Raw genomic sequence first — 20,914 nt, forward strand, 5'->3', positions numbered from 1 at the left:
GCTTGAGCCGCCCGCGCAGGGCAGGGAACTTAGCCATGTAAGACCAGTTCACTGAGACTGAAGGATCGTGAAGTGACCACCAACTCCCTGACAACCTCCCAAGGCGCAGGACGCGCCGGGGACAAGGTTTTCTCCGGGGCCGCCATGGCCGCAGGGTGCCTGATTCTGGCGGTTCTCTTCGGAGTCGCCCTTTTCCTTGTCGTGCAGGCAATCCCTGCGCTCGCAGCACCGCCCGCAGATATACAAGGCGGCCACGGCTTCTTCGCCTACATCGCCCCGATCGTGGTGGGCACGCTCATCGCCGCCGTGATTGCGCTCGTCATCGCAACCCCCGTGGCAATCGGAGTGGCCTTGTTCATCTCCCACTACGCCCCGCGCCGACTGGCTTCGGGGCTTGGGTACGTTGTGGACCTGCTGGCCGCCATCCCGTCCGTTGTCTACGGTGCCTGGGGTGCGGCGTTCCTCGCCAAGGAAATCTCCCCGGCCTACGACTGGCTCGCCAACAACCTGGGCTGGATCCCGATCTTCCAGGGCCCGGCGTCCGCCACCGGCAAGACCATCCTGACCGCCGGCATCGTCCTGTCCGTCATGGTCCTGCCCATCATCACCTCCCTGTCCCGCGAAATCTTCCTGCAGACCCCCAAGCTGCACGAGGAAGCAGCGCTCGCATTGGGAGCCACCCGCTGGGAAATGATCCGCATGGCCGTCCTTCCGTTTGGTCGTCCGGGCATCGTCAGCGCCATCATGCTTGGCTTGGGCCGTGCTCTTGGCGAGACCATGGCGGTTGCGCTGGTGTTGTCCTCAGGAGTCTTGACGGCGAGCCTGATCCAATCCGGAAACCAGACCATCGCCGCCGAGATCGCCCTGAACTTCCCGGAAGCCAGCGGTCTGAAGGTCAACACGTTGATTGCCGCAGGCCTGGTGCTATTCGTGATCACCCTCGGCGTGAACATGATTGCCCGCTGGATCATCACCAAGCACAAAGAATTCTCGGGAGCCAACTAAATGACCGCCACCGTAGTCCGCAAGCGCTCGGCGCTCACCAAGGGCCAGCTGCCCAAATTCGCGCCCTACATTGTCCTGGCCGTCGCTGTGATCGTCGGTGCGGCGATCCTCGCGCTCATCGGCTTCAACGCCTTCGGCTGGGGCGTCGTCTCCGCTGCCCTGTTCACCATCGGCTTGGTCGCGTGGAGCGGTGCTGTTGAAGGTGCGCGCAAGGCCAAGGACAAACTGGCCACCTGCCTCATTGTGGGGTCCTTCCTCATTGCACTCCTCCCGCTGGTCTCGGTCATCTGGACTGTGCTGGTGAACGGCATCCCTGGACTCGTGACTCCCGGCTTCCTTGGTACGTCCATGAACGGCGTCACCGGCGCGTTCGACAACAAAGCCGTGGAAGAAGGCGGCAAGGTCCTCGGCGGCATCTACCACGCGTTGCTGGGCACCCTGCAGATCACGCTCCTTGCCACCGTCATCTCCGTTCCAGTTGGACTGCTCACCGCGATCTACCTGGTGGAATACGGCAACGACCGCCCCCTGGCCCGGGCCATCACGTTCTTCGTGGATGTCATGACCGGCATCCCGTCCATCGTGGCCGGCCTCTTCGCGGCAGCGTTTTTCTTCGCGGTTGTTGGCCCCGGCACCAAGACCGGTGCGGTAGCCGCCGTCGCGCTTTCAGTCCTCATGATCCCGGTAGTTGTCCGCTCCAGCGAGGAAATGCTGAAGATCGTCCCGAACGAGCTCCGCGAAGCGTCCTACGCGTTGGGGGTGCGTAAGTGGCGCACCATCACCAAAGTGGTCATCCCGACGGCGATCTCCGGCATCGCGTCCGGCGTCACTTTGGCAATCGCCCGGGTTATCGGCGAGACCGCTCCCATCCTTGTCACCGCAGGCTTCGCGACCACCATCAACAACAACGTCTTTGGCGGTTGGATGGCCTCGCTGCCGACGTTCATTTACACCCAGATCCTGAACCCGACGTCGCCGTCCAACCCTGGCCCCTCCGATCAGCGGGCATGGGGCGCCGCTTTGGTGCTGATCATCCTGGTGATGCTGCTGAACCTCGGCGCCCGCCTCATCGCCCGTCTGTTCGCTCCCAAGACGGGCCGCTAGCCGGGCCGATCGCCAGTTTTCGAGCTGCTCCGGTTACCCAACATTCAAACTTCCAGAAACCCCCAAGGAATAAGGAACACCATGTCCAAGCGCATCGACGTCAAAGACTTGAATGTCTACTACGGCAGCTTCCTGGCTGTTGAAGACGTCAACATCAACATTGAAGCCAAGTCCGTCACGGCCTTCATCGGCCCGTCCGGCTGCGGCAAGTCCACCTTCCTCCGAACGCTCAACCGTATGCACGAGGTCCTTCCCGGTGCCCGCGTCGAGGGCGAGGTCCTGCTCGACGGCGATAACCTGTACGACGCCGGCGTTGACCCCGTTACCGTTCGCACGCAGGTTGGCATGGTCTTCCAGCGCCCCAACCCGTTCCCCACCATGTCCATCCGGGACAATGTTCTGGCTGGCGTGAAACTGAACAACAAGAAGATCTCCAAGGGCGAAGCAGATGCCCTCGTGGAGAAGTCCTTGGTTGGCGCCAACCTCTGGAACGAGGTCAAGGACCGCCTGGACAAGCCAGGTTCCGGCCTTTCGGGCGGCCAGCAGCAGCGCCTCTGCATCGCACGCGCGATCGCCGTTGAACCCCAGGTGATCCTCATGGACGAGCCCTGCTCCGCCCTTGACCCAATCTCCACCCTGGCCGTTGAGGACCTCATCAACGAGCTCAAGGACCAGTACACCGTGGTGATCGTGACCCACAACATGCAGCAGGCCGCCCGCGTGTCGGACAAGACCGCGTTCTTCAACATCGCCGGCACAGGCAAGCCCGGCAAGCTCATCGAGTTCGCGGACACCACCACCATCTTCAACAACCCTTCCCAGAAGGCCACGGAAGACTACGTCTCCGGCCGCTTCGGATAAGGGGTTTGCAGGTTCCGGCTTTCTTGGGAGAGCTGGCAATGAACGACGGCGGCCGTCGCCTTGGGGGTACGGCCGCCGTCACTTTTTTGCACCCAACTAAGTCGCATTTGTGCGCGTTTTGAGCCCTCAAAACGCGCACAAATGCGACTCAGTTGGGTCGGAGGTCCGCCAGGGGTGAGAATGCCAACTCAAGGACGAATGCCGCGGCGGCCGTGACGAGGGGTGTGGCCACCCAGAACAGGAGAATCCTGCGCACGAGACGCCTATTGGTGGTGGCGAAGCGCTGGTTGGTGCCTGCTCCCAGCACGGACGCCGTCAGGGTGTGCGTGGTGGAGAGCGGCAACTGCAAGCCGATGGCCCCGACGAAGAGCATCACGGACGTCAGCGTTTGAGCCACAAACCCTCGAAGAGGGTCCACGCGGATCAACTTGTGACCCAGGGTGTGCGAGATCCTCCAGCCACCAAACATGGTGCCAGCTGTCAGCATGATCGCAGTCAGAAGGAGGATCCACAGGGGGAGTTCACCCCCACTGGACAACCCGGCCGCCACGAGGGCCAGCAGGAGAACGGCGGCTGTACGCTGACCGTCCTGAAGCCCATGGCCGAACGCAACAGCCGCAGCAGACACAGCCTGCGCGCGGCGGAAACGCCTGTTGATGACATTCGGCTGCGTGTAGCGTGCCGCCCAAGTCACCGGCCATACGAGCAGGTATGCGGCAACGAAAGCGATCAAAGGGGACAGGACCAAAGGCAGCGCCACCTGGGTAAGGAGGACGTTGTCCACACCGTTGATCGAGTTCCCGCCCACCAGCGCGCTCGCAGCGCCTGCGCCGATCAGGCCGCCCACAAGTGAGTTGGTGGAAGACAAAGGGATGCCCCGCCACCACGCGTACACGCCCCAGATGATGGAGGCGGCGAGGGCAGAGGTCAGCATCGAGAGCCCGCCAATGCCATTGGGAAGTGTGATCCAGGACTGCGTGAACGCGAGCACGAAGCTGCCGCTGAGCATGGCGCCGATGAAGTTGAAAACAGCTGCCAGGAGAACCGCCACGGATGGCGTGAGGGCTCGTGTCCTCGTGGATAGTGCTACGGCATTGGAGACGTCGCGAAAGCCGTTGAGAAACGCGAACCCTGAAGCCAAACCCACCACGAGGACCAGGAATGCAACGATCACGTCATGATTCCTTGACGATTATGCTGCCCACCTGTGTGGCGACCTTCCGCATATCCTTGGTCACTTCCACCAGCTGGTTGGCGATGTCCCGGTGCCGGGCATACTGGGTGGACTTCATATCCTTCAGCATCTCGGCCACCCAGGTGCGGTGGGTTCGCTCTGCACGTTTTGCCAGCCTGAGGATCTCAATCCAGTAGTCCTCAAGTTCATCGAGGTCCTCAAGCTTTCGCATGGCGTCCACCGTCAGCTCGGCTTGGCGGCTGATGATCTCCAGTTGATCGGCCGCGCGCTTCGGCAGGCGCTCAAGCTTGTAGAGGGCAACCAACTCGCCCGCGGCGTCGAGCTTCTCCATTGCCTCGTTGAGGTGGCGGGACAGAGCGTACATGTCCTCGCGGGGGAGCGGGTTCACAAAGCTGGTGCGCATGTGCGTCAGGAGAGCAAAGTGCAGGTCCAGGGACTTCGACTCATGCTCGTGAAGTTCCTCAGTCAGGCGTTCATGCTCACTGGCCTGGGCGCCGAGGATCTCTGAGAGTGTTCCGGTGGCGGCCACAATGACGCTGGCCATCTGCGCGAGCAGTACCAGCCCGGCAGGTTCCTGGGGGAAAAGGCGCAGCTTCATATCGCTTCCGGGCCGGGGACGGATGGGCTGCGGGCTGCTTGACTTGACGCTTCCCGCTTCGGCCCCAACTTTACCGGTACGACGACGGCCACCGGTAAGTCGGCGGGTGTGGTCGCCGGCTCATATTCAGGGGTGGCTAGCCCTGAACTGCTTCCGGGCATAAAAATGGTGCCGAACCGGATACGCCTCTCGGCGGTAGGCCGCTCGAAGCGGCTATAAGTTGAAGCCCGGGGGTTTCGCGGTTCGGCACCAGTTTCAGTGTTCTACGTCGGTGGGGCTAAGTCAACATTGACAGGCGAGGCCAGACGTGGGTAAATTTCGGGGTTTTTCGCCCCTAATCCAGCTCTCCCAATCGCCATGCGTTGGCGGCGTGTTCGAGGTCCTCAGCCGTCTTTACCAGCTGGTGTGAGTTGCGTGTGAGCTTGCTTGCATGGCTTTCATTGCTGTGCTCCGCCCCGTCCGCCAGGGTCGCCTGGCCGAGCGCAACAACCCGACAAAATGCAGCGGAACGTTCCAGCGCGACGTCGAAATCGCCGTCGAAGGCGCCAGACAAAATAGCGTCGGCCATGGTCTTCATTTCGTCGGCTCCCGGTGGCTCCGCTGCCCCTGCAACCACGTTGGATACCTGGGCGGTGTCGCGGCCCGCCCTGAAGTATACGGAAATGCGCTCGGGGTTCTGGATGGTGGCGGCGCGGAGGGCATAGAGCCTCCACAAAGCGCCGGGCAGGGAACGGGCGGGGCTTTCGGCCCACATCTCGGCGATGGCTTCGAGGCCCTGCTCGTCGGCAAGCTTCACCAGGCGACGGGTGACTTTGGGGTCGTCGCTGTCACGGCCACGTTTTACGAGCGCCTGGGCGGCCAGGTGGGCAGCCTCGGAGACGCGGGCGGGATCTGCTCCACCAGCGAACGGTTCGAAATCGATGGGCGCGAAGGGCTTGGGCTTGTGGTGCCTGTTCGCTCCGCCGTAAGCACGTGATCCTGGCTGTTCGCTCATGAGTTCACCGTACTCCTGTGCCCCTGATGGGGTCGAGTAACGGTTTCTTTGGCTGCTTTCTTGTTGCCCGCGCGCCTTCCCGACCTAATTTGCCGCCGGAGGAGGGCCGACACGCCGCTGCCGCCGCGCGCCGTCGTCGGCTGTTTGCTCAAAATGGGTCACGACGCCGCGTTGCCGACTCCGTTCCTCGACTTGCTTGACGTTGAGGTACAGTATTCATGGCTGTTTCAACAGCTGGAGGGGCCTTTAGCTCAGTTGGTAGAGCATCGGACTTTTAATCCGTGGGTCGTGGGTTCGATCCCCACAGGGCCCACCCTTTCTGCAGGCCGGAGACGTTGAGTCTCCGGCCTGTTTTTATTTCCGCCGTGCGGCGAACCCCGCAAGCCTCAACCGAACAATCCTGGGTTTCCCGGAAAAACTTCTTGACTCGCACACCCAGCCCCCACCAACATGGTTTCTATAACGTTGTAAATTGACTCAATCCACAGCAAGCAGACAAGGACGCCCTTTGGGAACCCAGAACCCGGAAACCCCGACCGCCAAAATCACCATCGATCCCGCATTCATCGTGGGTCCCGTCAGGCGGAAGACCTTCGGTGCCTTCGTCGAGCACCTGGGCAGATGCGTCTACACAGGCATCTTCGAACCCGAACACCCAAAGGCGGACGAGGACGGTTTCCGTACCGATGTCCTGGAACTCACGAAAGAGTTGGGTGTCTCCACGGTCCGGTATCCCGGAGGTAACTTCGTCTCCGGCTACCGCTGGGAAGACGGAGTGGGGCCAAAGAAGGACCGCCCAACGAGGCTTGACCTTGCCTGGCACTCAAGCGACCCAAACCTGGTGGGTGTGGACGAGTTTGCCAAGTGGTCCCGGAAAGCCGGTGTCGAGCCCATGATGGCGGTTAACCTGGGCACCCGCGGGACGCAGGAAGCACTGGACATCCTGGAGTACTGCAATATCAAAGGCGGCACGGCCCTATCCGAACAGCGCAAGGAGAATGGCGCCGTCGAGCCCCACAACATCACTATGTGGTGCCTCGGGAACGAGATGGATGGCTTCTGGCAGATCGGCCACAAGGAGGCCGGCGAGTATGCTCGCCTCGCCGCCGAAACTGCCCGGGCCATGCGCATGGTCAACCCGGACCTGGAGCTGGTGGCATGCGGAAGTTCCGGCCCGACTATGCCCACCTTCGGAGAATGGGAGCGCGTTGTCCTCACCGAGACGTATGAGCTAGTGGACCTGATCTCCGCGCACCAGTACTTCGAGGACTTCGGTGACCTGCAGGAGCACCTGTCTGCCGGGCACCGGATGGAGGCCTTCATCAAGGACCTCGTCGCCCACATCGATCACGTGAAGTCCGCAACCAAATCGGAAAAGCAGATCAACATCTCCTTCGATGAATGGAATGTGTGGCACGGTTCCCGCGACGAGTCCAAAGTGCCCACGGGTGATGATTGGCCTGTTGCGCCGGTTCTGCTGGAGGATCGCTATACGGTGGCGGACGCCGTTGTGGTGGGGGACCTGCTCATCGCATTGCTTCGCAACACGGATCGCGTCCACTCCGCCAGCCTCGCGCAGCTGGTCAACGTCATTGCACCGATCATGACCGAGCCGGGCGGGCGCTCCTGGAAGCAGACCACGTTCCACCCGTTCGCGCTCACCTCCCAGCATGCCTCGGGCACGGTGCTGAATCTCGCTGTTGAGTCGCCGGAGCTGGACAGCGAAAAGACGGCAAGCTTCAACGCGCTGTCTGCCGTGGCTACCTACGACGCCGAAGCCAAGGAGGTTGTGGTTTTCGCCGTGAACCGTTCGGCGACGGACGCACTCACGCTCGACGCCGCCGTCGGGGGTTTGGGGACCACCAGCCTCATTGAGGCCGTCACCTACACGAACAAGGACCCGTACTGGCAGGCAACTGCGGATGATTCGACGTCCGTCCTGCCCTCAGAGAACGTCAGTGTAACGCTCGACGGCGGCCGACTCACCGCGGCGCTTCCGGCCGTGAGCTGGAGCATGATCCGGTTGTCGGTGGATTCCTAGGCGATCGCTTGCGATCCGTCCTGGAAGATCGGATACAGCGAAATCGGTGTGACCTTCGCTTCTGACGGAGCGTCCTGGAAGGGCTCCGGCGCCTGAGTTGCGGGCGTCGGAGCTGGTTGCCCGGCCGCGACGATTTCCAGGGATTCCATATCCAGCAGTCGTCGGCTCCCGGTTTCTGCATCCTGGAGCCAGAACAAATCGGTACCTGCGACTGTCTTGAGCACCGTGCCCCGGTGGTAAAGGCGGCCGTTGTGCCACGCCTCTATGTATTCGCCGGGGCTGAGAGCGTGTGGCTCCTCCTGGCTGCCCGGCAACGTGCCAAAGGCCTGCGCCAAGCTGGCCTGCGTCTTCAGCGCCTGGAAAAGATCCCTGTTTGCCGCGCTCATGTTTGCTCCCCTCAGCCGGTTGCTGCCATCTTTGGCCGAATGGCCTTGTGGCTCCAGCCTTCCGCATACATGTTGCAGGGGCGTTGCAGGCGGATGAGCGCTGTGTGACAGCTAGGAGGGATCGGCTTCGTCGCTTGGAAGATCAGGCTCGGAATCAGCAGGACCGGCGTCGGAACCGTTGGAATCCGAGGAGGGAACCTCGTCAGCGTATGGAGCGTGGGGACCGGCTTGGTTGTTCAGGAGCTCGTTTGCCGCCATTGCCAGGAGGTCCCTTTCCAATTCCGGGACGGACAGCATTCCCTGCAGGTACGCCTCCACTTCGTACTCACCCACGGACCCGCCGATGCTGAAGTACTGCAGCCACAGTGTGCCCGTGCTGATCCGCGCCGCGGTGAGGGCTTCCAGTAGCCTTCGGCGTTGCTCGGGTTCTTTACGTTCGAAGCCCATATCCCGCGGCCTTAGTTGTGGTCTGCCGGGATCCCGGCTACAAGCTCGGCGCTGACTTCCTGCAGGGTTATGCTTTGGTCGCGGGCGTTCCCTATCAGTTGCTGCAGGGCCCGTTCTTGGGTGATCTTGTGGCGTTCCATCAATATTCCGCAGGCCCGGTTGACCAGATCGCGGCTGTACAGCGCGGCCTGCAGGCCCGCACTGATGCGCTTGGGGGTTTCGCTGCTTTGAATGTGGGAAAGAAGAGTGGCGGCCGGGGAAGCGAAGAGCTCCATTAGCGTGACTGTGCCTGCGTCAAAGACCGAAGGTTCCGGCGCGTAGACCTTAATAGCCCCGATGCTGTGCCCGTTCGCGATCAAGGGTGCGCTGACCGCCGATTTGATGGGAAGGGAGCTGACGGCTGTGCGCCATTCAGGCCACCGTGGGTCCGTGCTTAGGTCCTCGATAAGCACGGGTTCTTCCGAAGCCCAAGCCGTAAGGCAAGGCCCTTGGCCCAACTCGTATTGCAGGAAGTCTGCCTGTTCCACGATGCTGTCAGTGAAGCCGGTGCTGGTCCTGCGTGCCTGCGAATCGAGGATGGAGACTCCTGCGCCAAGGGTGCCGGGTACGGATTCCTTGATGGCCTGCGACAGGCTTTGAACGGCTTGGTCAACCTTTTCCTCGGTCAACAGGAGGCCCAGGATCCGGCCGATGGCGCCCGAGAGTTCGTCCAGAGGAAGCTGCTTCTTGGTCATGACCTTCTTCCCGGCCGTTCAGGTCGGCTGGCCGACTGAAACATTCTTTGAAATCGCTGGACTCCCGTGTTCCAAGTCCAGCCTAATGGGTTTTTGACCAGAAAAACCGCATGTAGACAGGTTCCTTGCTATTCTTCGAAAGCTGCGGAGATCCTTCGGTCGCCGGCAATATGGGCGATGATCCCCTGTGCCACTACCCGGAGTTTGATGTTGCGGTGGCTGGACGCGCTGACGAGGATTTGGAAGGCCGCGTCCCGGCTGCAGCGGTTCTGCGCCATGATGATTCCAACGGCGGTGTCGATGGTGGTGCGGGATTCGAGAGCGGCGGTGAGGTTCTCGCGCGCGTCCCGCAGCTGGGCGATCTTCAAGGCCAGGTGGAGAGCTTTTGCGCCTGTGGCCGTGACGCGCTCTGCCGACAAGAGGTCCTCGTGGGTGAAGCCATGGGGGCGAGTGGAGTAGAGATTCACCACAGCCTCCGCCGTGCTGTTCAATTCCATCGGGAGGGCGAGCACGGAGCCCACGTTGGAGGCCGCTGCGGCCCGCATGTACTCAGGCCAGCGATCTTCCTCGTAAACGTTCGGGACGTGGCTGATCGTTCGTGTACGAAGGGCAGAAAGGCAAGGGCCATCGCCGAAGCTGTTCTGGATTTCGTCCAACTTCCGGGCCAGTGGATCGCTATCGGCCACGGCCACGGGTTTCTTCTGCCGGATGACTGTTACTCCGCAGGCAATTGTATTTCCGTTTCTAGTGAGCTTCTGCGCAGTCAACTCAGCCAGGTCCTGGAGGAATTCACGGATATCGGCATTCTCCACCAAGAGATCCTGCAGATGCTCAACGAAGTCCGTCAGATCCAGTTTGTCCTCATAGGGACCAAGAAAACTGGGAGGGCTGGCGATGTGGCGCGACGCCTGTGTTTCAGTCATTATCTTTCCTTACTATTCCTGAGCCCTACTGCCCCGCCGGTTCTATCCGGCCCGTCTGAATGTGAGTTCCCCTTATCTTCGCTACCTGCCCGCTGGAGGATGTCTTCTGCTATTTCATGCAGCCGCTTATCGCTGTTGCGGGATGCCAACTGGATGAGCCTGAGCGCGGAGTCCCTGCTGCAACGGTTCTGGATCATGATGAGGGAGATAGCCGCATCGACTATCGCCCGCGACTCAAAAGCTGAGCGCAAATGAACAGGATATGGGTCCGGGGTGTGCAGGCGAAGGGCCAGCCGCAGGATCCTGGATAAGGATTCCGCGTGCTTCCCTATGGATGCCACCGTTTCAGGATCGAACGTGCCTGCTTCGATTGAGTAGCAATTCAGTGCGGCGCGTGAGTCATCGTCGGTGGTGATCGGTACCGCCAACATGGTCTTGATACCTTCCTGCGAGACAGCGTCAGCGTAATGGTGCCAGCGGACGTCGGCCTGAAGATCATCAACCAAAATGGTCTGTTGCTGCCGGAGCGCGGTAAGGCACGGCCCGTCGTCGAACTCGTACTGTTTCTCGTCCAGGCGTTGAGCCGCCTCTGTGCTGCTCGCGACAGTGGCCGGGCCCCCGTTCCGCTCGACGGTGATGGCGCAGAGCATGGGGACATCCCCGCCCAACAAGGATGCCGAAATGGTGGTCAAGCCCAAGAGGAATTCCGTGAAGCCCGGGCTCTCCAGCAGCAGGTCCTGCAATTGCTCCGCTGTGGGTACTGCATCGTTCTGGGCCATTTCGGCCTCATTCCAGGCAACGCCAGAGCGATTGACTCCAGCTGGCGGCAATGCGCTCGAGTTCGCGCACAGCCCGGATATTCAACTCCGGACCTATTTAGCCACACCCGAAATCTCCTACTACCGACACTACGCCTGAGCACTGCAACACAACAGAGCCACGTGATCTGCAACGATGTATCCCAGCAGCCCGGTGCTCGGATCCGGGGCAAAGGTATTGAAGGGGCAAATTGATGGCCGTCACCATGAACGACGTCGCGCGGGCCGCAGGGGTCTCGTTGAAGACGGTTTCCAACGTCATCAACGATTACGAGTTCATCCGGCCTGCTACCAAGCAACGCGTCCTGGATGCGATCGAAGAACTCGGATACGAAACCAACCTGACGGCCCGCAGCCTCCGTTCCGGCAAGACCAGCATGCTCGGGCTGGTGCTGGCCGACCTCTCGGTTCCGTACTATGCCGAGCTCGCCTCGGACATCATGAAGGCTGCGTGGGCGCGCGGATACCGGGTCCTCGTCGAGCAGTCCGGCAACGAGGCCGACCACGAAAAATCTGCACTTCAAGGCCAGTTCCGCAGCCTCACCGACGGGCTCCTCTTCATCCCGCTGTCGCTGGATGCCGAGCAAATCATCCGGGCCGCCGGCAAGAAACCGTTGGTCCTGCTGGGCGAATTCGTGCAGGACCCGCGGCTGGACATGGTCCTCATCCAAAATCACGAGGCATCAGCGGCCGTCACCGCGCACCTGCTGGCGGGAGGCCGCCGTCGTATAGCCGTTTTGGGCGCGCACGACGGCGACACAACCGGCAGTAACGGCCTGCGCCTTAACGGCTACAAGGCTGCGCTCGCTGCCGCCGGTGTGGAGTATGACCCGGCCCTCGTGATCGGCTGCGAGTGGCGGCGCGACGGCGGTGCGGACGCGATCGCGAGGCTGCTGGACAGCGGGGTTGCATTTGACGCCGTGTTCGGTTTGAACGACGTCGTTGCCTTGGGGGCGTTGCACGAGCTCCTTGTCCGCGGCAAGCGGGTTCCGGACGAAATAGCGGTTGCGGGGTTCGACGACATCGACGAAGCGCGCTTCGCATCGCCGTCGTTGACCACAGTGGAGCCTGGCCGCGCGGAAATTGCGGAGCGCGCAGTCGAACTCCTCATCAACAGGATCGAAGGCAAAGGTTCTGCTGACAAAGTGGAGCAGCCGGAAGCGGAGTTCTCGCTGCGCGTCAGGCAGTCCGCGCCGTAGGACGTTACTGTTCTAAGAATGAACCAAGCAGTCCCCGACGGAATTCTCACGCCAGCCATCATGATCGACGTCGATGTCCTCGACCGCAATATCCAACGCATGGCATCGAGCATGCTGAGCAGGGGACTGAGGCTCCGTCCCCATGTGAAGACACACAAGACGCTGGAGATCGCAGCCAAGCAGCTTGCGGCCGGAGCGGTTGGGCTCACGGTGGCGACGATCGGGGAGGCCGAGGTCTTTGCGGCCGGGGGCGCCACGGATATTTTCATCGCCTACCCGCTGTGGGTTGAAGCGCACCACGCGGAGCGGCTGCGGAAGCTTGCCAACACTTGTGCCATCACTGTGGGCACCGATTCAGCGGAAAGCGCGACGGCGATGGGCCGCCAGTTGGGTGCCGATGCCAGGAGTATTGATGTCCTGATCGAAGTGGACAGCGGGCATCACCGCAGCGGGGTGCTGCCCGGAGAAGTGGTGGACGTTGCCCGCGCGGCCGCAGCAAGCGGCCTGAACATTGCGGGCGTCTTCACATTCCCCGGACACAGTTACAAGCCGGGAATGCCAAGGGATGCAGCGGGTAACGAGAACGACGCCCTCGGCCGTGCTTCCGCTGCACTGGAACGCGCCGGCTTTGAGGTCCGCACCATCAGCGGCGGCTCCACCCCGACCGCATTGCTCGACGCCGAAACCCTGGCCACGGAATTGCGCCCAGGCGTCTATGTTTTCGGTGATGCCCAACAGCTTGAACTGGAACGGTGCACGTGGGATGACATCGCGCTGACCGTCGCTGCGACTGTTGTCAGCCGCCACGAGTCCGACGGCGGGAATGTCCGGCGGGTGGTTGTGGACGCGGGCAGCAAGATCCTGGGCAGCGACCGTCCGGACTGGGCCACCGGATATGGGCGCCTGCCCGAATACCGGGAGGCCCGGATTACAGCGCTCTCTGAACACCACGCCACCGTTGTCTGGCCGGACTCCGAGGAGTTGCCGGCACTAGGCACGCGGCTCAGGCTGATCCCGAACCACGTTTGCCTGGCCATGAACCTCGTGGACGAGGTCACTGTGGTTCGTGAGGGCGCAGTGGTGGACACGTGGAAGGTCGCCGCCCGCGGGCGGAACAATTAGTTCATCGGGCTTAAGACTGTGGCGACGGGTTGATTTACCCGCCGCCACAGCAACTGCCGTTCCCTTAGCTGATGGGAGTAGGCGGTTGTTCACCTTTGAGCACAGCGAGTGTGTTGTCCGCCGCGAGTACTGCCATGGCAGTGCGTGTTTCCACCGTGGCGGAGCCGAGGTGAGGTACGAGCGTCACGTTTTCCAACTCCAGCAACCACGGATGCACCTTGGGCTCCTGTTCGAAGACATCCAGGCCTGCGCCCGCGATCTGTCCTTCGCGAAGCGCAAGGGCCAGTGCTGCTTCGTCGACGATTGGACCCCGCGCAGTGTTGACCAGGTAGGCGGTGTCCTTCATCGCTTCCAGTTGTTCGGCGCCGATCAGGTGATGCGTGGCCGGTCCGTACGGACAGTGCAGGGACACGACGTCGGAAATGGTCAGCAATTCGTCCAGTTCCACCCGGCGTGCACCGAGTTCCGCGGCGATGGCGGGGTCGATTTCACTGCGGGACTGGTAGACGATTTCCATACCGAAGGCCTTGGCCCGGCGTGCGGTGGCTTGGCCGATGCCACCCATGCCGACGATGCCCAAGGTCTTGCCCTGCAGGCTGCTGCCGAGCAGGAAGAACATTCCCCACTTCCAGGCCTGGCCGGAACGGATGAGCCGTTCCCCTTCGCCGAGCCGCCGCGTGGCCATGAGGATGAGGCCGAGGGCGATGTCGGCCGTGGCGTCAATGAGCACGCCAGGCGTGTTCGTGGCAACTACGCCCCGTTCGGTGCAGGCGGGGACATCGATGTTGTCATAGCCAACAGCTACGTTCGCAACCACTTTGAGCTGCGGGCCGGCGGCGTCCAGCAGTTCAGGGTCAATGCGCTCAGTCAGCAGGCTCACGATGGCATCGGCTCCTGCCACCCGCCGCAGAAGTTCCTGGCGGCTGATGGAGTCCGAGCCCTCCCAAGCATCCACCTCGTGCTCGGCGCGGAGCTTCTGGAGCGCGGGTTCGGGTACGCGTCCGGTGACGACTACGCGGCTCATGCCGTCTCGATCCATTCACGCAGGCGGCCCAGGCCATCGCGGATGTCTGGCACTTCGATGCCCGAGTACGCGAGCCTGATGTACTGCCGCTCCTCGCCGGGCAGGCGCCGGCCGAAGTGTTCACGCGTGCAGAACGAAACCCCGGTCTTGTAGAGTGCGTCGCTGGCGAAGTCGCCCACTGCCGAGTACCCCAAACGAGCCATGGCTTCGGTGACGTCGGGGAACAGGTAGAACGTGGACTGCGGAACTGCCACGCTCATTCCCGGGATGGCATTGACGATCCCGCATGCGGTATCCCGGCGTTCCTTCAGGATGTCCAGCATCTGCTGCACTGGTTCCTGGGGGCCACGAAGAGCTTCGATGCCGGCCCACTGCACGTAGTGGGTGGTGCATGATTCATCGTTCGTGTTGAGCGTGCTGAGCACCTTCGCGATTTCAAGCGGGGCAACGGCACAGCCGAGCCGGGAGCCCGTCATGGCGAACTTCTTGCTGAACGTGTAGAGAATGACGGTGCGCTCGGCCATGCCCGGAAGGGAGGCAATCGAGCTCGAGACTCCTTCATAGCGTGTCTCGAAGTAGGCCTCATCGGAAAGCACCCAGAGATCGTGCTCCTGCGCGATCTGTGCGATGGCCTCGCGTTCGGAGGCCGTCGATTCGGCAGAGATGGGGTTCTGCAGGTCGTTGTAGATGATCGCGGCTGTGTTCGGGGTGATTGATGCCCGCACCTGGTCGAGGTCGATCGCGAAACCGTCACTTGTGGGCACGTAGCGGTACGGCACAGCGGTGCCGCCGAGGTATTCGATCTGGGATTCGTAGATCGGGAACCCGGGGTTGGGGTAGAGCACCTCCTGGCCGGGGTTCATGACGGCCTGCAGGAACTTGGTGATAACGGGCTTACCGCCGGTCATCACCACCACGTTGTCGGGGGAGAATTCCATCCCGCGCCGTGCGCCGAGGTCTTCGGCGAGGGCTTCCCGAAGCTGGGGGATACCGGGACCGGGGCAGTAGCCCGTGTAGCCATCGGTGATTGCCTTGTTCATGGCCTCAACGATGTGAGGGGCCGTTGGGATATTGATGTCGCCAAGGTGGAAGGGGTACACCAGGTTCCCTTTGGCCTTCCAAGCGGCAGCGGCCTGCGCCACGCTGAACGCAGTTTCGGTGCCCAGGCGTTCGAGCCGGTGTGCGAGTTTCTGCATGAGCTGTTTAACTCCTCATCGAGCTGATCACGGTGTAACGTGAAGTACTCAACTAGTATATTAGTGATGTATTAGGCTTGTCTATGGATAGGCCGGACTAAAACACAGCCCAAAGCGACTCCCCTCATGCCCGCTGATCTGCCACACTCAGCCCTATGCAGTCGTTGTTCGACGGACTCCTTCACGCCAGCCCACTGGTGGTGATCTGCATAGTCTTCGCGTTGGTCTTCGCCGAGGATGCCTTGTTTATCGGCTTCGTGATTCCAGGCGAAACCGCCGCGGTGGTAGGGGGAGTCTTCGCCAGCCGGGGTGATCTTCCCTTATGGGGAATGATCCTGGTTGTCATCTCCGCAGCCATCCTCGGTGACACAGTCGGCTACGAGATCGGCAAGCACCTCGGCCCACGGATCATGGCCCTGAAACTCCTGGACAAGAGAAGGGCTCAGCTCCAAAAGGCCGAAGATTTCCTTGCCCGCCGCGGCGGCCTAGCCGTGTTCCTCGGCCGCTTCACAGCCTTTTTCCGCGCAGTCATGCCCGCGCTCGCAGGGCTCAGTCGAATGCCATACCGCCGCTTTGCGATCTGGAACTTCACCGGCGGCATCATCTGGGGTGGCCTGTTCGTGACACTCGGATTCGTCGCGGGCAACTCGTACGAGGAATTAGCCCATGCCGTGGGGCGGGGCGCCGCAGTGGTGGTGGGCGTCGTCGTGGTTGTCATCCTGGGCGTGTGGCAGTTCCGAAAACATCGAGCGGCGGCCAAACCCACAGCTGACTGAGACTCTCTGGAAACGTAGCCGAAACTTCCAGTCCTTACGCTGATCACAAACTGTCCCTACGTGCGCACCCCAGTAGCAGCTTGGAGGAGAATCAATGCATCTTTTGCCCCGTGAGCAGGAAAAACTCATGATCGTGGTGGCTGCTGACCTGGCCAGGCGAAGGCAGGCGCGCGGATTGAAGCTGAATTATCCCGAAGCCATCGCGATCATCAGCTACGAGCTCATCGAGGGCGCGCGGGACGGCAAATCCGTTGCGGAACTCATGAGCTGCGGAACCACGCTGCTGCGTCGCGAAGACGTCATGGAAGGCGTGCCCGAGATGATCCACGACGTCCAAATCGAGGCCACATTTCCCGACGGCACCAAGCTCGTCACTGTCCACAACCCCATTCGATAGGAGCCCCCATGATCCCCGGTGAATACAGGCTCCGCCCCGAGCCGGTCGCCTGCAACAGCGGCCGTGAGGCGATCGCCGTCGAGGTTGTCAATCGAGGTGACCGGCCCGTCCAGATCGGCTCGCACTACCACTTCGCCGAGGCCAACCGTGCCCTGGAGTTTGACCGTGAAGCGGCTTATGGCCGGCGTCTGGACATCCCTGCCGGTACCGCAGCCCGCTTCGAACCCGGCGACAAGAAGACCATTAACCTGGTGGAGTTGGCAGGTTTCCGCGAAGTTTTCGGCTTGAGCAACGCTGTCAATGGAAAGCTCGACGGCGGAACACGCCTTGGCGGGACCGCTCGCCCGGGCGTAGCCATGGAAGGAGACGCCGAGTGAGCTTCGAACTTCCCCGCCGGCAATACGCCGAGCTGTACGGCCCAACGACAGGTGACGCCATCCGTCTGGCAGACACCGAACTCTTCCTCGAAATCGAGAAGGACTACACGGTCTACGGGGAAGAAGTAGTCTTCGGCGGCGGCAAAGTAATCCGCGATGGCATGGGCCAAAACGGCCAGGCGACGCGCTCGGACGACATCCCGGACACCGTCATCACCAACGTCATCGTCCTGGACTACTCAGGAATCTATAAAGCCGATGTCGCCCTGAAGGACGGCCACATTTTCAAGATCGGCAAAGCGGGCAACCCCCAGATCATGGACGGCGTGGACATCGTGATCGGTGCCAGCACGGAGATCATCGCCGGCGAACGGAAAATCCTCACAGCTGGCGGCATCGACACCCACATCCACTTCATTTCCCCCGAACAGGTTCCCACCGCACTCTGCAGCGGCGTCACCACGATGGTGGGCGGCGGCACCGGGCCTGCGGAAGGAACCAAAGCCACCACCATCACGCCCGGATCCTGGCATATCTCGCGGATGCTCCAGGCCGCCGAAGGGCTCCCCATCAACATCGGCCTGTTAGGTAAAGGCCATGCATCCGCCGTCGAGCCCCTCGCAGAGCAGATCCGCGCTGGTGCCGTAGGCCTGAAAGTCCATGAGGATTGGGGCTCCACCACGTCCTCCATCGACATGTCCCTGCGCGTGGCCGACGAATACGACGTCCAGGTGGCGATTCACACCGACACCCTCAACGAGTGCGGGTTCGTGGAAGACACCATCAATGCGATCGACGGCCGTGTGATCCACACCTTCCACACCGAGGGTGCCGGTGGCGGCCACGCGCCGGACATCATCAAGATTGCCGGGCTGCCCAACGTATTACCCGCGTCCACCAACCCCACGTTGCCGTACACCAAGAACACCATTGAAGAGCACCTGGACATGCTCATGGTCTGCCACCACCTCAACCCGGACATCCCGGAAGACGTGGCCTTCGCAGACTCCCGCATCCGCGCGGAAACCATCGCAGCCGAGGACGTCCTGCACGATCTTGGCGTCTTCGCCATCACATCCTCGGACTCCCAGGCAATGGGCCGCGTTGGTGAAGTGATCACCAGGACCTGGCAAGTGGCTGATGCCATGAAACGGCAACGCGGGGTACTTCAGGATCCGTCCGGCGCTGTGCATGGTGCTGCAGATTCGGACAACTTCCGCCTCAAGCGCTACGTCGCCAAATACACCATCAACCCCGCCATCGCACAGGGCATGGCCGACGTCATCGGCTCCGTGGAAGAAGGGAAATTCGCCGACCTGGTGTTGTGGGACCCCGCCTTCTTTGGAGTGAAACCCGAACTCGTCATCAAAGGCGGACAGATCGCCTACGCGCTCATGGGCGACTCCAATGCCTCCATTCCCACGCCCCAGCCCCGCACCATGCGGCCCATGTTCGCAACCTACGGCAAGGCACTCCAGCAGACGTCCATCACCTTCCTCTCCAAGGCAGCGATCGACGCCGGGGTGCCGGCCGAGCTTGGCCTCGAACGGATCATCCGGCCCGTCACCGGCATCAGGAACCTGCGCAAAGCCGACCTGAAGTTCAACGGCGAAACCCCGGACATCGTCGTCGACCCCGAAACCTACAAGGTGACAGTGGACGGCGTCGAAGCCACCTGCGAACCCTCCGACGTGCTGCCCATGGCGCAGCGCTACCACCTCTTCTAAACCCACAGGCGACCCCGTGATCATCGAAAAAATCCTCGGCAACCTCCACGAACACCCCGACGCCTATGCCAGCCACCACAAAGAAAGAGTCGTCCTCCCCAGCGCACTGCTCGTCAAACGCATCCAACGCGTCACCACCGACCACGGCAAAGAACTCGGCATCCGCCTCCCCACCGGATCCGGCGACCTGCGCGACGGCGACATCCTCGCCGCCGACGACACCAACCTCATCGTCATCTCCGTGCTGCCCACCGACGTCCTCGTCATTGCCCCGCGGAGCATCCACGAAATGGGGGTCGTCGCACACTCCCTCGGCAACCGGCATCTGCAGGCACAGTTCTTCGACTCCCTGTCTGAGTACGGGGCCGACGTCATGGTGTGCCAGTATGACCACACCGTCGAGGACTATCTGAAGAGCGTCGGCGTCCCCTACGACAGGCAAGAGCGGGTCATGCCGGTGCCATTCCGCCATGCTGAGCATTCGCACTAATCCTCACACCCAAAGTCCGGGCGCACCTGTCGTGGTTGGCGAACCTTCGGCGGGTGATAGGGGCCGTGCCCGCTTCGCGATGCCCGCCACGCCGCGGCCCCTATCACCCGCCTTCGCCTGTCGGGCCAGCGTCAGCCCTGCGGGCCAACGAGGTTGCCGATGAGTGCGACATATCAGCTGGCTCTTCAACAATTGACGGACTCTGCGTTGCCTACGGGGGCGTTTGCTCATTCTTTGGGGTTTGAGGGCTACATCGAGCGTGGGCTTGTGGGGGATGCGGTTACGTTCAGCACTTGGCTCCATGCCTTCCTTGCGCAGCAGTTGACCTATTCGGATGGGTTGGCTGTGCGGTTCTTGTATGAGGGGGTGGATGTTGGTTTGTTGGATTCTGTTCTTTCTTCGCAGTTGTTGGCCCGGGAGGTGCGGGAGGTTTCTTTGAAAATGGGGGGACGGCTGCTGGAGATTGGTGGGGAGGTGTTTCCGTCGGCGGAGTTGGATCATTATCGGGATCTGGTTCGTGAGGGGGATGCTGTGGGGCATCAGCCCTTGGCCTTTGGCGTGATTGCTCGGTCATTGGGTGTTCCCTTTGAAGAGGCGCTTGCTGCGTATCTGTTTGCCACGGTTACTTCCCTGACGCAGAACGCCGTGCGCGCAATCCCGCTCGGACAGAACGCCGGGCAACGCGTACTTCGAGACGCGCACGACGCCGTTGCTGCCGCCGTCGAGGTTGTAGCACAACTGTGCTGGGACGACTTTGGGGCCGTGAGCCCCGGACTTGAAATTTCACAAATGCGGCACGAGCGGCAACGCGCCCGCATGTTCATGAGCTAACCCAGGAGGACACATGTCTGAACCCATCAAAATCGGCGTCGGGGGACCGGTCGGAGCCGGCAAGACACAACTCGTCGAGCGGATCACCCGGCACATGAGCGGCGACATATCCATGGCCGCCATCACCAACGACATCTACACCATCGAAGACGCCAAAATCCTCGCGGCCAACGGCATCCTCCCCGAAGACCGCATCATCGGCGTCGAAACCGGCGGCTGCCCCCACACCGCAATCCGCGAAGACACCTCCATGAACACGGCAGCCATCGAAGAACTCAAAACCCGGCACCCCGACCTTCAAGTGATCTTCGTCGAATCCGGAGGAGACAACCTCTCAGCCACCTTCAGCCCCGAACTCGTCGACTTCTCCATCTACATCATCGACGTAGCCCAAGGCGAAAAAATCCCCCGCAAAGCCGGCCAAGGGATGATCAAATCCGACCTCTTCATCATCAACAAAACGGACCTCGCCCCCCACGTTGGAGCGGACCTCTCAGTGATGGAGCGGGACTCCAAGGAATTCCGCGGCAACAAGCCCTTCTGCTTCACGAACCTCAAAACGGACGAAGGGTTGGACGCCGTCGTGAACTGGATCCGCCGGGACGTCCTGATGCTCGACTTGGCATCATGAGCGTTCATAGTCCGGCGGCCTCACCGGATGTAGGGGGC

At 61.8% G+C, this 20,914-nt stretch carries 23 protein-coding genes and 1 tRNA gene; 14 read left to right on the forward strand and 10 right to left on the reverse strand.

Annotated features, from left to right (window positions below; translation table 11 throughout):
• Positions 1-72: 72 nt before the first annotated feature.
• The 3 genes from pstC (at position 73) to pstB (ending at position 2,970) form a co-directional block, all read left to right on the forward strand.
• Complete coding sequence (gene pstC, locus LDN90_RS00805; protein ID WP_216922686.1) at positions 73-1,005, forward strand: phosphate ABC transporter permease subunit PstC; 933 nt, start codon at positions 73-75, stop codon at positions 1,003-1,005.
• Positions 1,006-2,109, forward strand: a complete 1,104-nt coding sequence (gene pstA / locus LDN90_RS00810) for a phosphate ABC transporter permease PstA (protein ID WP_223947541.1) — start codon at positions 1,006-1,008, stop codon at positions 2,107-2,109.
• An 81-nt stretch (positions 2,110-2,190) separates the two neighbouring features.
• Positions 2,191-2,970 carry a phosphate ABC transporter ATP-binding protein PstB gene (pstB, locus tag LDN90_RS00815; RefSeq protein ID WP_216922684.1) on the forward strand — a complete coding sequence of 260 codons (780 nt, stop codon included), beginning with the start codon at positions 2,191-2,193 and terminating at the stop codon, positions 2,968-2,970.
• A 148-nt stretch (positions 2,971-3,118) separates the two neighbouring features.
• Here the strand turns inward: pstB and LDN90_RS00820 are convergent, their stop codons facing one another.
• From LDN90_RS00820 to LDN90_RS00830, 3 genes are all read right to left on the reverse strand, one after another.
• Positions 3,119-4,144: an inorganic phosphate transporter gene (locus LDN90_RS00820; protein WP_216922683.1), complete on the reverse strand. Its 1,026-nt coding sequence runs from the start codon at positions 4,142-4,144 to the stop codon at positions 3,119-3,121.
• Between the two features lies 1 nt (position 4,145).
• On the reverse strand, positions 4,146-4,763 hold the full coding sequence (locus tag LDN90_RS00825; protein ID WP_223947542.1) for a nuclease PIN: 618 nt from the start codon (positions 4,761-4,763) through the stop codon (positions 4,146-4,148).
• A 334-nt stretch (positions 4,764-5,097) separates the two neighbouring features.
• Positions 5,098-5,757, reverse strand: coding sequence for a hypothetical protein (locus LDN90_RS00830; RefSeq protein WP_216922681.1), 660 nt, complete (start codon positions 5,755-5,757; stop codon positions 5,098-5,100).
• Between the two features lie 240 nt (positions 5,758-5,997).
• On the opposite strand from LDN90_RS00830, the gene LDN90_RS00835 reads away from it, so the two are divergent.
• A tRNA-Lys gene (locus LDN90_RS00835) sits at positions 5,998-6,070 on the forward strand.
• A 195-nt stretch (positions 6,071-6,265) separates the two neighbouring features.
• Positions 6,266-7,798 carry an alpha-N-arabinofuranosidase gene (locus tag LDN90_RS00840; protein WP_223947543.1) on the forward strand — a complete coding sequence of 511 codons (1,533 nt, stop codon included), beginning with the start codon at positions 6,266-6,268 and terminating at the stop codon, positions 7,796-7,798.
• Here LDN90_RS00840 and LDN90_RS00845 read toward each other — a convergent pair.
• The 5 genes from LDN90_RS00845 to LDN90_RS00865 all read right to left on the reverse strand — a co-directional run bounded on the left by LDN90_RS00845 (position 7,795) and on the right by LDN90_RS00865 (position 11,067).
• Entirely contained in the window at positions 7,795-8,184 is a 390-nt protein-coding gene (locus tag LDN90_RS00845) for a hypothetical protein (protein ID WP_223947544.1), read from the reverse strand. The two genes, LDN90_RS00840 and LDN90_RS00845, sit on opposite strands and share 4 nt — an antisense overlap.
• 111 nt (positions 8,185-8,295) lie before the next feature.
• On the reverse strand, positions 8,296-8,631 hold the full coding sequence (locus tag LDN90_RS00850) for a hypothetical protein (protein WP_223947545.1): 336 nt from the start codon (positions 8,629-8,631) through the stop codon (positions 8,296-8,298).
• Positions 8,632-8,642: 11 nt separating this feature from the next.
• The gene (locus LDN90_RS00855) at positions 8,643-9,365 is read right to left on the reverse strand and encodes a GAF and ANTAR domain-containing protein (protein ID WP_223947546.1); all 723 of its coding nucleotides are present in this window, start codon (positions 9,363-9,365) and stop codon (positions 8,643-8,645) included.
• Between the two features lie 128 nt (positions 9,366-9,493).
• On the reverse strand, positions 9,494-10,288 hold the full coding sequence (locus LDN90_RS00860; RefSeq protein ID WP_223947547.1) for a GAF and ANTAR domain-containing protein: 795 nt from the start codon (positions 10,286-10,288) through the stop codon (positions 9,494-9,496).
• Complete coding sequence (locus LDN90_RS00865) at positions 10,288-11,067, reverse strand: GAF and ANTAR domain-containing protein (protein WP_223947548.1); 780 nt, start codon at positions 11,065-11,067, stop codon at positions 10,288-10,290. The genes LDN90_RS00860 and LDN90_RS00865 overlap by 1 nt, the downstream gene beginning before the upstream one ends.
• Before the next feature lie 233 nt (positions 11,068-11,300).
• Between LDN90_RS00865 and LDN90_RS00870 the strand changes: the two genes are divergently transcribed.
• Together LDN90_RS00870 and LDN90_RS00875 are read left to right on the forward strand one after the other, a co-directional pair.
• Entirely contained in the window at positions 11,301-12,305 is a 1,005-nt protein-coding gene (locus LDN90_RS00870) for a LacI family DNA-binding transcriptional regulator (protein WP_223947549.1), read from the forward strand.
• An 18-nt stretch (positions 12,306-12,323) separates the two neighbouring features.
• Positions 12,324-13,427 carry a D-TA family PLP-dependent enzyme gene (locus LDN90_RS00875; RefSeq protein WP_223947550.1) on the forward strand — a complete coding sequence of 368 codons (1,104 nt, stop codon included), beginning with the start codon at positions 12,324-12,326 and terminating at the stop codon, positions 13,425-13,427.
• A gap of 64 nt (positions 13,428-13,491) precedes the next feature.
• On the opposite strand, the gene LDN90_RS00880 is transcribed toward LDN90_RS00875, so the two are convergent.
• Positions 13,492-14,451, reverse strand: a complete 960-nt coding sequence (locus LDN90_RS00880) for a D-glycerate dehydrogenase (RefSeq protein WP_223947551.1) — start codon at positions 14,449-14,451, stop codon at positions 13,492-13,494.
• Positions 14,448-15,647, reverse strand: coding sequence for an aminotransferase class I/II-fold pyridoxal phosphate-dependent enzyme (locus LDN90_RS00885; protein ID WP_223947552.1), 1,200 nt, complete (start codon positions 15,645-15,647; stop codon positions 14,448-14,450). Before LDN90_RS00885 ends, LDN90_RS00880 begins: the two co-directional genes overlap by 4 nt.
• Positions 15,648-15,802: 155 nt before the next feature.
• Here LDN90_RS00885 and LDN90_RS00890 point away from each other — a divergent pair, with 155 nt between their 5' ends.
• The 7 genes from LDN90_RS00890 (at position 15,803) to ureG (ending at position 20,876) form a co-directional block, all read left to right on the forward strand.
• Positions 15,803-16,423: a DedA family protein gene (locus LDN90_RS00890; RefSeq protein WP_223947553.1), complete on the forward strand. Its 621-nt coding sequence runs from the start codon at positions 15,803-15,805 to the stop codon at positions 16,421-16,423.
• 94 nt (positions 16,424-16,517) lie between these two features.
• Positions 16,518-16,820, forward strand: coding sequence for an urease subunit gamma (locus tag LDN90_RS00895; protein WP_223947554.1), 303 nt, complete (start codon positions 16,518-16,520; stop codon positions 16,818-16,820).
• An 8-nt stretch (positions 16,821-16,828) separates the two neighbouring features.
• A complete protein-coding gene (locus LDN90_RS00900; RefSeq protein WP_216922651.1) occupies positions 16,829-17,197 on the forward strand; it encodes an urease subunit beta in 369 nt (122 codons plus the stop codon).
• A complete protein-coding gene (gene ureC, locus LDN90_RS00905; protein ID WP_223947555.1) occupies positions 17,194-18,924 on the forward strand; it encodes an urease subunit alpha in 1,731 nt (576 codons plus the stop codon). The genes LDN90_RS00900 and ureC overlap by 4 nt, the downstream gene beginning before the upstream one ends.
• 16 nt (positions 18,925-18,940) lie before the next feature.
• Positions 18,941-19,414: an urease accessory protein UreE gene (ureE, locus tag LDN90_RS00910; protein ID WP_223947556.1), complete on the forward strand. Its 474-nt coding sequence runs from the start codon at positions 18,941-18,943 to the stop codon at positions 19,412-19,414.
• A gap of 159 nt (positions 19,415-19,573) precedes the next feature.
• Complete coding sequence (locus LDN90_RS00915; protein ID WP_223947557.1) at positions 19,574-20,245, forward strand: urease accessory protein UreF; 672 nt, start codon at positions 19,574-19,576, stop codon at positions 20,243-20,245.
• A 13-nt stretch (positions 20,246-20,258) separates the two neighbouring features.
• A complete protein-coding gene (ureG, locus tag LDN90_RS00920; RefSeq protein ID WP_223947558.1) occupies positions 20,259-20,876 on the forward strand; it encodes an urease accessory protein UreG in 618 nt (205 codons plus the stop codon).
• The last annotated feature ends 38 nt before the right edge of the window (positions 20,877-20,914 follow it).

Source organism: Arthrobacter sp. NtRootA1, from assembly GCF_019976975.1.
Classification (GTDB): Bacteria; Actinomycetota; Actinomycetes; order Actinomycetales; family Micrococcaceae; genus Arthrobacter; species Arthrobacter aromaticivorans.

What these genes read in the sequence shown, in the direction of transcription:
- LDN90_RS00875 (WP_223947550.1), top strand. Translation starts at nt 12,324, where the DNA reads ATGAACCAAGCAGTCCCCGACGGAATTCTCACGCCAGCCATCATGATC.
- LDN90_RS00915 (WP_223947557.1), top strand. Translation starts at nt 19,574, where the DNA reads ATGAGTGCGACATATCAGCTGGCTCTTCAACAATTGACGGACTCTGCG.
- LDN90_RS00865 (WP_223947548.1), bottom strand. Translation starts at nt 11,067, where the DNA reads ATGGCCCAGAACGATGCAGTACCCACAGCGGAGCAATTGCAGGACCTG.
- LDN90_RS00825 (WP_223947542.1), bottom strand. Translation starts at nt 4,763, where the DNA reads ATGAAGCTGCGCCTTTTCCCCCAGGAACCTGCCGGGCTGGTACTGCTC.
- LDN90_RS00880 (WP_223947551.1), bottom strand. Translation starts at nt 14,451, where the DNA reads ATGAGCCGCGTAGTCGTCACCGGACGCGTACCCGAACCCGCGCTCCAG.
- ureG (WP_223947558.1), top strand. Translation starts at nt 20,259, where the DNA reads ATGTCTGAACCCATCAAAATCGGCGTCGGGGGACCGGTCGGAGCCGGC.
- LDN90_RS00830 (WP_216922681.1), bottom strand. Translation starts at nt 5,757, where the DNA reads ATGAGCGAACAGCCAGGATCACGTGCTTACGGCGGAGCGAACAGGCAC.
- LDN90_RS00885 (WP_223947552.1), bottom strand. Translation starts at nt 15,647, where the DNA reads ATGCAGAAACTCGCACACCGGCTCGAACGCCTGGGCACCGAAACTGCG.
- LDN90_RS00895 (WP_223947554.1), top strand. Translation starts at nt 16,518, where the DNA reads ATGCATCTTTTGCCCCGTGAGCAGGAAAAACTCATGATCGTGGTGGCT.
- pstB (WP_216922684.1), top strand. Translation starts at nt 2,191, where the DNA reads ATGTCCAAGCGCATCGACGTCAAAGACTTGAATGTCTACTACGGCAGC.
- LDN90_RS00855 (WP_223947546.1), bottom strand. Translation starts at nt 9,365, where the DNA reads ATGACCAAGAAGCAGCTTCCTCTGGACGAACTCTCGGGCGCCATCGGC.
- LDN90_RS00845 (WP_223947544.1), bottom strand. Translation starts at nt 8,184, where the DNA reads ATGAGCGCGGCAAACAGGGATCTTTTCCAGGCGCTGAAGACGCAGGCC.
- LDN90_RS00870 (WP_223947549.1), top strand. Translation starts at nt 11,301, where the DNA reads ATGGCCGTCACCATGAACGACGTCGCGCGGGCCGCAGGGGTCTCGTTG.
- pstA (WP_223947541.1), top strand. Translation starts at nt 1,006, where the DNA reads ATGACCGCCACCGTAGTCCGCAAGCGCTCGGCGCTCACCAAGGGCCAG.
- LDN90_RS00860 (WP_223947547.1), bottom strand. Translation starts at nt 10,288, where the DNA reads ATGACTGAAACACAGGCGTCGCGCCACATCGCCAGCCCTCCCAGTTTT.
- LDN90_RS00850 (WP_223947545.1), bottom strand. Translation starts at nt 8,631, where the DNA reads ATGGGCTTCGAACGTAAAGAACCCGAGCAACGCCGAAGGCTACTGGAA.
- LDN90_RS00890 (WP_223947553.1), top strand. Translation starts at nt 15,803, where the DNA reads ATGCAGTCGTTGTTCGACGGACTCCTTCACGCCAGCCCACTGGTGGTG.
- LDN90_RS00900 (WP_216922651.1), top strand. Translation starts at nt 16,829, where the DNA reads ATGATCCCCGGTGAATACAGGCTCCGCCCCGAGCCGGTCGCCTGCAAC.